The 12,668-nt window shown below is 52.5% G+C and carries 12 protein-coding genes; 5 read left to right on the top strand and 7 right to left on the bottom strand.

Annotated features, from left to right (window positions below; all coding sequences use genetic code 11):
- Positions 1-12: 12 nt before the first annotated feature.
- The 7 genes from ftsL to leuO all read right to left on the bottom strand — a co-directional run bounded on the left by ftsL (position 13) and on the right by leuO (position 7,154).
- A complete protein-coding gene (ftsL, locus tag ACLJRE_RS10500; RefSeq protein WP_000625651.1) occupies positions 13-378 on the bottom strand; it encodes a cell division protein FtsL in 366 nt (121 codons plus the stop codon).
- On the bottom strand, positions 375-1,316 hold the full coding sequence (rsmH, locus tag ACLJRE_RS10505; RefSeq protein WP_000970443.1) for a 16S rRNA (cytosine(1402)-N(4))-methyltransferase RsmH: 942 nt from the start codon (positions 1,314-1,316) through the stop codon (positions 375-377). The genes ftsL and rsmH overlap by 4 nt, the downstream gene beginning before the upstream one ends.
- A 1-nt stretch (position 1,317) precedes the next feature.
- Entirely contained in the window at positions 1,318-1,776 is a 459-nt protein-coding gene (mraZ, locus tag ACLJRE_RS10510) for a division/cell wall cluster transcriptional repressor MraZ (RefSeq protein WP_000488294.1), read from the bottom strand.
- A 605-nt stretch (positions 1,777-2,381) separates the two neighbouring features.
- Complete coding sequence (cra, locus tag ACLJRE_RS10515) at positions 2,382-3,386, bottom strand: catabolite repressor/activator (protein ID WP_000762406.1); 1,005 nt, start codon at positions 3,384-3,386, stop codon at positions 2,382-2,384.
- 283 nt (positions 3,387-3,669) lie between these two features.
- Positions 3,670-4,161: an acetolactate synthase small subunit gene (gene ilvN, locus ACLJRE_RS10520; RefSeq protein WP_001563086.1), complete on the bottom strand. Its 492-nt coding sequence runs from the start codon at positions 4,159-4,161 to the stop codon at positions 3,670-3,672.
- A gap of 2 nt (positions 4,162-4,163) precedes the next feature.
- Positions 4,164-5,888: an acetolactate synthase 3 large subunit gene (gene ilvI, locus ACLJRE_RS10525; protein ID WP_000425622.1), complete on the bottom strand. Its 1,725-nt coding sequence runs from the start codon at positions 5,886-5,888 to the stop codon at positions 4,164-4,166.
- Between the two features lie 321 nt (positions 5,889-6,209).
- Positions 6,210-7,154: a transcriptional regulator LeuO gene (leuO, locus tag ACLJRE_RS10530; protein ID WP_410957385.1), complete on the bottom strand. Its 945-nt coding sequence runs from the start codon at positions 7,152-7,154 to the stop codon at positions 6,210-6,212.
- Positions 7,155-7,810: 656 nt separating this feature from the next.
- Here leuO and leuL point away from each other — a divergent pair.
- The 5 genes from leuL (at position 7,811) to leuD (ending at position 12,666) form a co-directional block, all read left to right on the top strand.
- On the top strand, positions 7,811-7,897 hold the full coding sequence (gene leuL / locus ACLJRE_RS10535; protein WP_001575587.1) for a leu operon leader peptide: 87 nt from the start codon (positions 7,811-7,813) through the stop codon (positions 7,895-7,897).
- Between the two features lie 87 nt (positions 7,898-7,984).
- Positions 7,985-9,556, top strand: coding sequence for a 2-isopropylmalate synthase (leuA, locus tag ACLJRE_RS10540; protein ID WP_000082819.1), 1,572 nt, complete (start codon positions 7,985-7,987; stop codon positions 9,554-9,556).
- On the top strand, positions 9,556-10,647 hold the full coding sequence (gene leuB / locus ACLJRE_RS10545; protein WP_000042325.1) for a 3-isopropylmalate dehydrogenase: 1,092 nt from the start codon (positions 9,556-9,558) through the stop codon (positions 10,645-10,647). Before leuA ends, leuB begins: the two co-directional genes overlap by 1 nt.
- Before the next feature lie 2 nt (positions 10,648-10,649).
- A complete protein-coding gene (leuC, locus tag ACLJRE_RS10550; RefSeq protein ID WP_001140632.1) occupies positions 10,650-12,050 on the top strand; it encodes a 3-isopropylmalate dehydratase large subunit in 1,401 nt (466 codons plus the stop codon).
- Between the two features lie 10 nt (positions 12,051-12,060).
- Positions 12,061-12,666, top strand: coding sequence for a 3-isopropylmalate dehydratase small subunit (gene leuD, locus ACLJRE_RS10555; RefSeq protein WP_000818267.1), 606 nt, complete (start codon positions 12,061-12,063; stop codon positions 12,664-12,666).
- Positions 12,667-12,668: the final 2 nt, after the last annotated feature.

The raw sequence follows: 12,668 nt of genomic DNA on the forward strand, positions 1-12,668 counted from the left end.
TCGCGTTTATCCTTATTTTTGCACTACGATATTTTCTTGGGACGGATCAACATGCTGCATTTGCAGCTTTTCCGTTGCGATCCGCTCCACCCGGCTGTGATCGCCGAGCGCATTTTCTTCAAGGATCAGGTTGCGCCATTCAATGTCCAATGCATCGCGCTCCAGAACCAGTTGTTCACGCTGCGCGGTGAGTAAACGAGTATGGTGCGCCGTCGTGACCACCGTCACCGCCGTTAAAATGATGCAAATGAACAAGCAGAGTGGCAGCTTCCCGAACCGCAAAAGATCGTCACCGATCACGCCAGGCAAGGCATGGCGCTCGTTGCTTCCTATCGATCCCTTCACTTTGCTTAGGGCTTCTGTCACTCTGCTGATCATGCGTTCGTCCTCTCTGCGATACGCAGAACTGAACTACGGGCCCGAGGATTTTCAGCTACCTCTTTTTCACCCGGCATCAACTTGCCTAACGCTCGTAACTCACGACCGCCCAGTTTTTTGAGCTGCGCTTCCGTCATCGGTAATCCCGCCGGTATCTGCGGACCGCGGCTTTGCTCACGCATAAAGCGTTTCACAATACGGTCTTCCAGCGAGTGGAAACTGATGATTGAAAGCCGCCCGCCTGGGGCCAGTACGCTGAGCGAGCTTTTTAGCGCCTGCTCTATCTCCTCCAGTTCACTGTTTACCCAGATGCGCACCGCCTGGAAGGTACGGGTCGCGGGATGTTTGAATTTGTCTTTTACCGGGGTCGCCGCCGCAACCACTTCCGCCAGCTCTTTGGTGCGGGTCATCGGCTGTTCGCGATTGCGCTCAACAATGGCGCGAGCAATACGTTTGGCAAAACGCTCCTCGCCGAATGTTTTCAGCACCCAGGCGATATCCGCTTCCTCCGCCGTTTGTAACCACTCGGCGGCAGACTGGCCGCGCGTCGGGTCCATTCGCATATCCAGCGGACCGTCGCGCATAAATGAAAAACCGCGCTCCGCATCGTCAAGCTGCGGAGAAGAGACGCCAAGATCGAGAAGGATCCCGTCAATCTTGCCGGTAAGCTCGCGCTCGGCTACATAATCAGCCAACGCGGAAAAAGGTCCATGAATGATGGAGAAGCGAGGATCATTAATGGTCTGCGCAACGGCGATCGCCTGCGGATCGCGATCGATCGCCAGCAAGCGCCCCTCTTCGCCCAGTTGCGAGAGGATCAGGCGCGAGTGGCCGCCGCGACCAAATGTGCCATCAATATAGATACCATCCGGACGAATATTCAGCCCATTAACGGCTTCATCCAACAGTACCGTAGTGTGTTTAAAATTTTCCATCATCTTATAGAGACAAGTCCTGCAGCCGCTCCGATAACGTTTCGGTAGCTGACTGTTCAGCGTCGATATCTTCCTTGACCTGTTGATACCAGGTCGTTTCATCCCACAGCTCAAATTTGTTGAACTGTCCAACCAGCATCACTTCTTTCGTCAGTCCGGCATGTTGCCGCAGAACTGGCGCGATCAGTAATCGACCTGCACCATCCATCTGACATTCGCTGGCATGGCCCAACAGTAAACGCTGTACGCGACGTTCTACCGGGTTCATGCTCGACAGACGAGATAACTTTTGCTCAATAATTTCCCATTCAGGCAGGGGGTAAAGCAGCAGGCATGGGTGATGGATGTCAATGGTACATACCATTTGACCGGTAGCGCTCTCGATCAGTTGCTCCCGATAACGGGTCGGCACGGTCAGGCGCCCTTTACTGTCGAGATTGACTAACGTTGCCCCCCGGAACATGCCAGTCTCACCCCTTCTTACCACTTTATCCCACAAATTCCCACTCGAAGGAGTTTACGGAGCGGAGGAAAAGCTTGTCAAGCAAGTCACAACGCTTACCGAAGTAAAAAAGCCAATGTTTACGGCGAATATCTGCGTTGATTAATTTCCGTCCAGCGCGCAAGCCAAATTAACGTTATGAATATTTGTAAGAAAAAAACCAAAGACCCACCGCCGTTTAAAACGGACTCAATATAATCCGAGAAAAATATAAAGTGTCAGTTTGCGACGCGAGCGGCATTTTAGGACATATTGCACCGTGTTAACAGTGCCTGTTTAACGTGTGCAGCGCCTGCTATACCAGCGCCTACGAGCGACTGTCGCGCCAAAGACAAAAAGTGGCTGTTAATTCGACGATTTCTTGCCTGCTTGTAACAAAACAAGACAAAGGAAAAGACTCGTTACGTCTTAATTAGTGGAATATGGACGATTTCGGACAAAAGAAAGGTAATAAAAAAGAATTTTCGGATAATTTTAAGGAATAATCTTAATTATTTAAGGGATATTTTTACTGATACGCATTTGTTTGACGGCGGCAGAAGAGAGAGTCTTTTACCGCCGGTCCTTTAGCTACGGCTCAGAATGCCGCGACGATACAGGTTTCGCCGAATACGCGTTAAGCCAGGTTTCGGTTTACGCGGTTCATCAAGACTTGCCAGCACAATCTCCAGCACGCGTTCCGCGACATCACGATGACGCTGCGCCACCGCCAGTACCGGGCATTGCAGAAAATCCAGCAGCTCATGATCGCCGAAGGTCGCAATCGCCAAATCCGAGGGCAGTTTTCCATCGCGCCGCAGCGTAACGTCCATCACGCCCTGTAATAGCGCGAACGATGTCGTAAAGAGCGCCTGCGGCATAGGATGCGTTTCCAGCCATTTCTCAAACAGCTGCGCGGCGGCTTCGCGCTCATAGCTGTTGGCATATAAGAAATTCACCTCCCGCGGATCGTCTTTCCATGCGGTGCGGAACCCCTGCTCGCGCAGGAAACTGACGGACAACTCCGGCAGCGCGCCCAAATAAAGCACCGTTTCCGCCGGGAATTTACGCAGCTCTTCCGCCAACATCTCGGCATCATCCTGATCGGCGCCGACCACGCTGGTGAAATGTTCGCGATCCAGCGCGCGGTCGAGCGCGACGATGGGGAACGGATCGTTGGCCCAGCGCTGATAGAAGGGATGCTCCGGCGGTAACGAAGTTGAAACAATGATTGCATCCACCTGGCGTTGCAAAAGGTGCTCAATGCAGCGCATTTCGTTATCCGGCTGATCTTCAGAACAGGCGATCAGCAGTTGGTAGCCACGCTGGCGTGCCTGGCGCTCAAGATAGTTTGCGATACGGGTGTAGCTCGTGTTTTCAAGGTCCGGGATCACCAGACCAATGGAACGTGTGCGTCCAGCACGCAGCCCGGCAGCCACAGCGTTAGGATGGTAATTGTGCTCACGCACTACCGCCATGACTTTTTCTACGGTTTTGTCGCTCACGCGGTATTGCTTTGCTTTACCGTTTATAACGTAGCTTGCAGTTGTGCGCGAGACACCGGCCAGCCGAGCGATTTCATCCAGTTTCACAATTGCCCCTTGTGTAAATTGTACAAACCATAACCTTTATGTCGGCATGGGTTAAAATCGTTAACATCTAAGCGCAGTTTGATCACTCCGGCAACCGCTTTTATTCCGGGTTACCACGGATTTCGCAAAAAAAAGCCCAACCGGTGATATTGGGTTGGGCGATAATTCCTGTTGGCTGATATCCGGCAAACCTGCCTGATGGCGTTACGCTTATCGGACCTGGGCCAGATATCAGCCTGTAGACCGGATAAAACGCACGCGCGTCGTCATCCGGCAAATCTGCTCAGCGCATAATCTTATCGCCGCGCGAAAGCCCGACGACGCCTGAACGCGCCACTTCAACAATTTTCGCCACGTCGCGCAGCGAGGCCAGAAAAGCATCCAGTTTATCGCTGGTACCCGCCAGTTGAACGGTATACAGCGTTGGCGTAACGTCAATAATCTGACCACGGAAAATTTCCGTATTACGCTTCACCTCTTCCCGTCCGTAGCCGCTGGCCTGGATTTTCACCAGCATGATTTCCCGCTCAACGTGCGCTCCCTGTCCCAGCTCGCTGACGCGCAGCACATCAACCAGCTTGTGCAGTTGCTTTTCAATTTGCTCAAGCACTTTTTCATCGCCTACCGTCTGGATAGTCATGCGCGACAACGTCGGATCGTCCGTCGGCGCGACGGTCAGGCTTTCAATATTATATCCGCGTTGCGAAAAGAGGCCGATAACCCGCGATAACGCCCCAGATTCGTTTTCCAGTAATACCGATAAAATCCGGCGCATCATCAGGTCCTCTCCGTTTTGCTTAACCACATTTCGTCCATCCCGCCCCCGCGAATCTGCATCGGATAGACATGCTCGCTGCCATCAACGGTGACATCGACGAACACCAGTCGGTTATTACGCACATGCTCAAGGGCTTCGCTGAGTTTACTTTCCAGCTCATCCGGACGGTTAATCTGCAGCCCAACATGGCCATATGCTTCCGCCAGGCGCACAAAATCCGGTAACGACTGCATATAAGACTGAGAATGGCGACCGGAATAGATCATATCCTGCCACTGTTTCACCATCCCCAGATAACGGTTGTTCAGATTCAGAACCAGTACCGGCAGTTCATACTGTAAGGCTGTCGATAGCTCCTGAATGTTCATCTGTATGCTGCCATCGCCGGTCACGCAGACCACCATTTCTTTCGGCAGGGCCATTTTAACGCCCAGCGCAGCCGGTAGGCCAAAACCCATCGTGCCGAGCCCGCCGGAATTAATCCAGCGACGTGGCTTATCGAACGGGTAGTAGAGGGCGGCAAACATCTGGTGTTGTCCTACATCGGACGTCACGTAAGCGTCGCCCTTCGTCAGACGCCAGAGGGTTTCAATCACCGCCTGGGGTTTAATGCTTTCGCTTTCCGCGTCATATTTCAGGCACTGACGGGCGCGCCAGATCTCTATCTGCTGCCACCAGTCACGAATATCATCCTGCGGCTGAGACGGCGCATCCTGCGCCAGTAGCTCTAGCATTTGTTCCAGTACCAGGCGGGCATCGCCCACCACCGGGATATCAGCGTTAACCGTTTTGGATATGGACGTCGGGTCAATGTCGATGTGTAATACCGTCGCGTTCGGACAATATTTAGCGAGATTATTCGTCGTGCGGTCGTCAAATCGTACGCCAACAGCGAAAATCACGTCGGCGTTATGCATGGTCATATTGGCTTCATAAGTGCCATGCATTCCCAGCATTCCTAACGACTGGCGATGAGTAGCAGGAAACGCGCCCAGTCCCATTAATGAAGAGACCACCGGCAGGTTAAAGGTTTCAATGATGTGGCGCAGCGGCGCATAGCAGGCCGCGCTTATCGCCCCTCCCCCAACATAGACCACCGGCTTTTTTGCCGACGCCAGCGTTTGCAAGGCACGCTTAATTTGTCCTTTATGTCCTGATGTTGTGGGATTGTAAGAGCGCATACTGACCGTCTCCGGCCAAGCATACGGCATTTTTTTCGCCGGATTCAAAATATCTTTTGGCAAATCCACGACCACCGGCCCAGGACGTCCGCTTGCCGCCAGCCAGAAGGCCTTTTTAAGCACCTGGGGAATATCTTCCGTCTGTTTGACCAGGAAGCTATGTTTGACCACCGGTCGGGAAATCCCCACCATGTCGCACTCCTGAAAGGCATCATAGCCAATCAATGAGGTGGCGACCTGGCCGGAAAGAATCACCAGCGGAATGGAATCCATATAGGCCGTAGCAATCCCGGTAATCGCATTGGTCGCTCCCGGTCCGGAAGTCACCAGCACCACGCCAACCTCGCCAGTGGCTCGCGCCAGGCCATCCGCCATATGCACCGCAGCCTGCTCATGACGCACCAGCACATGATCGATCCCTCCAACGGTATGTAGCGCATCATAAATATCAAGCACTGCGCCTCCAGGATAGCCGAACACCTGCTTTACGCCTTGATCGATAAGCGATCGGACGACCATCTCGGCTCCAGACAACATCTCCACGGCTTGCCTCCACTTTATACCTGTCATCACGGTTTGACGGACACCTTAACCGCTCGCTATCACGCCTGGCAATTGGGTGGAATGACGTAAAGATGGGGAAGGTTAGAATAATCAGGAGGCAAGAAGAGAAGAAATGGAGAAATACTCCGTCTGAATCACACCAGGTAATAAATAATCGCTTATAAATGCAGACTTACAGCAATTCATCTATTTTTCACAGCGACGAAAAGAATCGCTCACCGTTAATTCAGCATAAAATTTTTGATATACGATAAAAAGCAGAATAAACCAGAATTTGTTTCTGATTTATTCTGCCCGGTTTTATCGCTTACAAACAGAAACTAATAAATCTTCCATCCATTGGTGCCCTTTATCACGCCCAGCCGCTTCATGCCAGGAAAGGTAGCATGTCCGGCTATTCAGTTTTAAAGGCAACGGCAATATTTGCAGATCCAGCGATTCCGCAAACTCTTCCGCCAGCCAGCGCGGGGCAATAGCGACCAAATGCGTCTGCGAAACCACGTTCAGAACGCTGATAAGCGCCATGCCCTGATAAGCCACGCTCGACTGTTTATCCGCCGTGTCATACCACGGCTGACTAAATGACGCATAACGATCGAGAGAAACAACCGCATGTTGTTCATTATAAACATCGCCTTCCAGTAGCGGGCCGCTAATACGCGGGTGTTTTCGGCTGGCGACTAAAACCATTTCATCTTTAAATATCGGTACGCTGGTAAACTCAGGACGACGGAATTCTTCATAACTAATAACGAATTCGGTTTCCTGATAGCGTAACTGATGCTCAGTATTCTGATTCAACGACGCTTTAAAAACGACATGAATATTTGGCGCAATTTTTTCTACACGATTATAAATCTGTGACGTCAGGATATTATCCAGCGGACTGCACACGCAAAGATTGAATACACGTTCGCTGCTGGTCGGCTCAAACCCCGATCCCGGCAATTCATTTTGCACCAATTGCAACGCCTGACGGACTGAACCAAATAACTGAAATGCACGGGCAGTCGGCTGAATTCCTCGTCCATATCGAACAAAAAGTTCGTCATTAAACATAACCTTCAGACGCGCTACGGCGTTACTGACCGCAGGCTGCGACATTCCCAGCGTGTGGGCGGCGCGCGTAATATTCTGCTCTTGCATTACCGCATCGAACACGGTCAATAGGTTCAAATCAACCATGCGAAGCTGTGGTTTGCCCATATCTAAAAGATGCGGCTTTTCGGTTTTGACCTCTGGCATATTTAACTCCACTGTCACGCTTAACTCCCTTTTTCTGGCTGAAGGCAGAAATAATTCCTGAAAATATGATTTACCATGCATATAAAATAAGAAAAAGGGAAAGCGTTAAAATTCGGAAAACATAAAGACGCTGACAGAGACAAATAGAATGCCAGCGCAAGCGTAATGTGTCCTGAGTCACACCATTGCGATTCATAATGTTTAAATTACGCAAGCAATATAACCATAACTATGGCGAATACACAATCATACACCAAGTGAATGATCATTTAAGTTTCAATTAAATGTTTATATTATTAATAGCTAAAAAGTTAACATTAATTTATCAATAACTTTATCCTTATCCATTAAGTAAACAAGGTTATTTGTTAAAATATAAAATAAATCAAAAAGATAAACCAAACCTTTAGCATACCTTTAACAGGCCATTCCCCTAACCAATTTGCAAACAAAAATGCCTAAATATTTCAAACAATGAAAAGTATGAATGTCCACTCGTTCTTTTATCCTTTATTGGACGCGCAGCCCAGCACAATTAGCTAAAGTACGTATCCGGATATGGTCAACAAAATGCAATGGCGACAGAAATCAGAGTTGACATTAAACGGCATATCCAGTACCACTAAAAGCATATCGCATTCGCTGGAGCTGAATTAATGTCACATATCGTTCGTTTCACTGGGCTACTACTACTCAACGCATTTATTGTGCGCGGTAGACCGGTGGGCGGCATTCAACATTAAGTCAGCTCGAAGTCAAACAAAACCCGCGCCGTTGCGCGGGTTTTTTTATGCCTGACGCAAGGCGCCCCTGGAGACAAGGACCACATCATGAGCCAGCAAGTCATTATTTTTGATACGACCTTACGCGACGGCGAACAAGCGTTACAGGCCAGCCTGAGCGCGAAAGAGAAGCTGCAGATTGCCCTGGCCCTTGAGCGCATGGGTGTTGATGTCATGGAAGTAGGCTTCCCGGTCTCTTCTCCGGGTGATTTTGAATCTGTCCAAACCATCGCCCGCACCATTAAAAACAGCCGCGTTTGCGCCCTGGCGCGTTGTGTAGAAAAAGACATCGACGTCGCGGCACAGGCGCTGAAGGTCGCCGACGCGTTTCGCATCCATACTTTTATCGCCACCTCGCCAATGCACATCGCCACCAAGCTGCGCAGCACGCTGGATGAGGTCATCGAACGCGCGGTATACATGGTTAAGCGGGCGCGTAATTACACTGATGACGTGGAGTTCTCCTGCGAAGATGCTGGCCGGACGCCTGTTGACGATCTGGCGCGCGTGGTGGAAGCCGCTATAAACGCCGGCGCGAGAACCATTAATATTCCCGATACCGTGGGCTATACCATGCCGTTTGAGTTCGCGGGAATCATTTCCGGCCTGTATGAACGTGTCCCCAATATCGACAAAGCTATCATCTCCGTTCATACCCACGACGATTTAGGGATAGCAGTAGGCAACTCGCTGGCGGCAGTACATGCGGGCGCGCGTCAGGTTGAAGGCGCGATGAACGGTATCGGAGAACGTGCCGGTAACTGCGCACTGGAAGAAGTGATCATGGCGATTAAAGTGCGCAAAGACATCATGAACGTACACACCAATATCAATCACCACGAAATCTGGCGCACCAGCCAGACCGTCAGCCAGATCTGTAACATGCCGATCCCGGCCAACAAAGCGATTGTCGGCAGCGGCGCTTTCGCCCACTCTTCCGGCATCCACCAGGATGGCGTCCTCAAGAACCGCGAAAACTATGAAATCATGACGCCAGAGTCCATCGGTCTGAACCAGATACAGCTGAACCTGACCTCCCGCTCTGGCCGTGCCGCCGTGAAACATCGCATGGAAGAGATGGGTTACAAGGACACAGACTACAACATGGACCACCTGTACGACGCGTTCCTGAAGCTGGCGGACAAAAAAGGCCAGGTGTTCGACTATGACCTGGAAGCGCTGGCGTTTATTAATAAACAGCAAGAAGAACCAGAGCATTTCCGTCTGGATTACTTCAGCGTGCAGTCCGGCTCCAGCGATATCGCCACTGCTTCCGTGAAGCTGGCCTGTGGTGAAGAGATCAAGGCCGAGGCGGCGAACGGCAACGGCCCGGTCGACGCCATCTATCAGGCGATTAACCGCATCACTGGCTACGACGTTGAGTTGGTTAAATACGACCTGAACGCCAAAGGCCAGGGCAAAGACGCGCTGGGTCAGGTCGATATCGTCGTGAACCATCATGGTCGCCGCTTCCACGGCGTCGGGCTGGCGACGGATATCGTCGAATCCTCCGCCAAAGCGATGGTGCACGTACTGAACAATATCTGGCGCGCAGCCGAAGTTGAAAAAGAATTGCAACGCAAAGCTCAAAATAAAGAGAACAACAAGGAAACCGTGTAATGTCGAAGAACTATCATATTGCCGTACTGCCGGGCGACGGTATCGGCCCGGAAGTCATGGCGCAAGCCCTGAAAGTTATGGATGCGGTACGCAGCCGTTTTGATATGCGTATCACCACCAGCCACTATGACGTCGGCGGTATTGCTATCGACAATCATGGTCATCCACTGCCGAAAGCCACCGTTGAAGGGTGCGAGCAGGCGGATGCCATTCTGTTTGGCTCCGTCGGCGGCCCGAAATGGGAAAATTTGCCCCCGGAAAGCCAGCCGGAGCGCGGCGCCCTGCTGCCGCTGCGCAAACATTTCAAATTATTCAGTAATCTGCGTCCGGCGAAACTGTATCAGGGACTGGAAGCATTTTGCCCGTTGCGCGCCGATATCGCCGCTAACGGTTTCGATATCCTGTGCGTGCGCGAGCTGACCGGCGGGATCTATTTCGGACAGCCAAAAGGCCGTGAAGGCAGCGGTCAGTACGAAAAAGCCTTTGATACCGAAGTTTATCACCGCTTTGAGATCGAGCGCATTGCCCGTATCGCCTTTGAATCGGCGCGTAAACGCCGCCGTAAAGTCACCTCTATTGATAAAGCCAACGTACTGCAAAGCTCTATCCTGTGGCGTGAAATCGTCAATGATGTCGCGAAAACGTATCCCGATGTGGAACTCGCGCACATGTATATCGATAACGCCACCATGCAGTTGATTAAAGACCCGTCGCAGTTTGACGTACTGCTGTGCTCTAACCTGTTCGGCGACATTCTGTCCGACGAATGCGCCATGATCACCGGCTCAATGGGGATGTTGCCCTCCGCCAGCCTGAACGAGCAAGGGTTTGGCCTGTATGAACCGGCTGGCGGCTCCGCGCCGGATATCGCCGGGAAAAATATCGCCAATCCAATTGCGCAGATCCTGTCGCTGGCGCTGCTGCTGCGCTACAGCCTGGATGCCAACGATGCGGCAACGGCCATTGAACAGGCGATCAATCGCGCATTAGAAGAGGGTGTTCGCACCGGCGATTTAGCCAGGGGCGCTGCCGCAGTCAGTACCGATGAGATGGGCGATATTATCGCCCGCTATGTCGCAGAAGGGGTGTAATCATGGCCAAAACGTTATACGAAAAATTATTTGATGCCCACGTGGTCTTTGAGGCGCCAAACGAAACGCCGCTGCTGTACATCGACCGCCACCTGGTGCATGAAGTCACCTCTCCGCAGGCGTTTGACGGTCTGCGCGCGCACCATCGTCCGGTACGTCAGCCAGGGAAAACCTTCGCCACGATGGATCACAACGTCTCGACGCAGACTAAAGACATTAATGCTTCTGGTGAAATGGCGCGTATCCAGATGCAGGAGCTGATTAAGAACTGTAACGAGTTCGGCGTCGAGCTGTATGACCTGAATCACCCGTATCAGGGCATCGTCCATGTGATGGGGCCGGAACAGGGCGTCACCCTGCCGGGCATGACCATCGTCTGCGGCGACTCCCACACCGCCACCCACGGCGCGTTTGGTGCGCTGGCCTTCGGCATCGGCACTTCTGAGGTAGAACATGTACTGGCGACGCAAACTCTGAAACAGGGGCGCGCTAAAACCATGAAGATTGAAGTCACGGGCAACGCCGCACCGGGCATTACCGCCAAAGACATCGTGCTGGCGATCATCGGTAAAACCGGCAGCGCCGGCGGCACCGGGCACGTGGTTGAATTTTGCGGCGACGCTATCCGCGCGCTGAGTATGGAAGGCCGCATGACGCTGTGCAATATGGCGATTGAGATGGGCGCCAAAGCCGGTCTGGTCGCCCCGGATGAAACCACTTTTAACTACGTAAAAGGGCGTTTGCACGCGCCGAAGGGCCGCGATTTTGACGAAGCCGTCGAGTACTGGAAAACGCTGAAAACCGATGACGGCGCGACCTTTGATACTGTCGTCACCCTGCGAGCAGAAGAGATCGCGCCGCAGGTGACCTGGGGCACGAATCCGGGCCAGGTGATTTCCGTCACCGACATCATCCCCGATCCCGCCTCTTTTAGCGATCCGGTTGAGCGCGCCAGCGCCGAAAAAGCGCTGGCTTATATGGGCTTACAGCCGGGCGTACCGTTAACGGACGTTGCTATTGATAAAGTCTTTATCGGCTCTTGTACCAATTCGCGTATTGAAGATTTGCGCGCGGCGGCGGAAGTCGCCAAAGGGCGCAAAGTCGCGCCTGGCGTGCAGGCGCTGGTGGTGCCGGGTTCAGGTCCGGTGAAAGCGCAGGCGGAAGCGGAAGGTCTGGACAAGATCTTTATCGAAGCAGGATTTGAATGGCGCTTACCGGGCTGTTCCATGTGCCTGGCCATGAATAATGACCGCCTGAACCCGGGCGAGCGCTGCGCATCCACCAGCAACCGTAACTTTGAAGGCCGTCAGGGCCGCGGGGGTCGCACGCATTTAGTCAGCCCGGCGATGGCCGCCGCTGCCGCCGTTACCGGCCACTTCGCCGACATTCGCAGCATCAAATAAGGAAACTACCATGGCAGAGAAATTTACCCAGCATACCGGCCTGGTTGTCCCACTGGATGCCGCCAACGTCGATACCGATGCAATTATCCCTAAACAGTTTTTGCAAAAGGTTACGCGCACCGGTTTTGGCGCCCATCTGTTTAACGACTGGCGTTTCCTGGACGAAAAGGGCCAACAGCCAAATCCGGAATTCGTGTTGAACTTTCCGGAATATCAAGGCGCGTCGATACTGCTGGCGCGGGAAAACTTTGGCTGCGGCTCGTCACGCGAGCACGCGCCGTGGGCGTTGACCGATTACGGCTTTAAAGTGGTGATCGCGCCAAGCTTCGCCGACATCTTCTACGGCAACAGTTTCAATAATCAACTGCTGCCGGTAACCCTGAGCGACGCACAGGTCGATGAGCTGTTTGCCCTGGTGAAAGCCAATCCGGGCATTAAATTTGAAGTGGATCTGGAAGCACAGGTGGTGAAAGCAGGCGATAAGACCTACAGCTTTAAAATCGACGACTTCCGCCGCCACTGCATGTTGAACGGTCTGGACAGCATTGGGCTGACGCTACAGCACGAAGACGCGATTGCCGCCTACGAAAATAAACAACCGGCATTTATGCGGTAACC

Origin of the sequence: Salmonella sp. SAL04157, from assembly GCF_046551635.1 — a bacterium.
Classification (GTDB): domain Bacteria; phylum Pseudomonadota; class Gammaproteobacteria; order Enterobacterales; family Enterobacteriaceae; genus Salmonella; species Salmonella enterica.

Bases quoted from the DNA above. Each gene is read 5' to 3' on its own strand.
- leuL (WP_001575587.1), top strand. From the start codon at position 7,811: ATGTCACATATCGTTCGTTTCACTGGGCTACTACTACTCAACGCATTT.
- leuB (WP_000042325.1), top strand. From the start codon at position 9,556: ATGTCGAAGAACTATCATATTGCCGTACTGCCGGGCGACGGTATCGGC.
- leuA (WP_000082819.1), top strand. From the start codon at position 7,985: ATGAGCCAGCAAGTCATTATTTTTGATACGACCTTACGCGACGGCGAA.
- ilvN (WP_001563086.1), bottom strand. From the start codon at position 4,161: ATGCGCCGGATTTTATCGGTATTACTGGAAAACGAATCTGGGGCGTTA.
- ftsL (WP_000625651.1), bottom strand. From the start codon at position 378: ATGATCAGCAGAGTGACAGAAGCCCTAAGCAAAGTGAAGGGATCGATA.
- rsmH (WP_000970443.1), bottom strand. From the start codon at position 1,316: ATGATGGAAAATTTTAAACACACTACGGTACTGTTGGATGAAGCCGTT.
- leuC (WP_001140632.1), top strand. From the start codon at position 10,650: ATGGCCAAAACGTTATACGAAAAATTATTTGATGCCCACGTGGTCTTT.
- leuO (WP_410957385.1), bottom strand. From the start codon at position 7,154: ATGCCAGAGGTCAAAACCGAAAAGCCGCATCTTTTAGATATGGGCAAA.
- mraZ (WP_000488294.1), bottom strand. From the start codon at position 1,776: ATGTTCCGGGGGGCAACGTTAGTCAATCTCGACAGTAAAGGGCGCCTG.
- leuD (WP_000818267.1), top strand. From the start codon at position 12,061: ATGGCAGAGAAATTTACCCAGCATACCGGCCTGGTTGTCCCACTGGAT.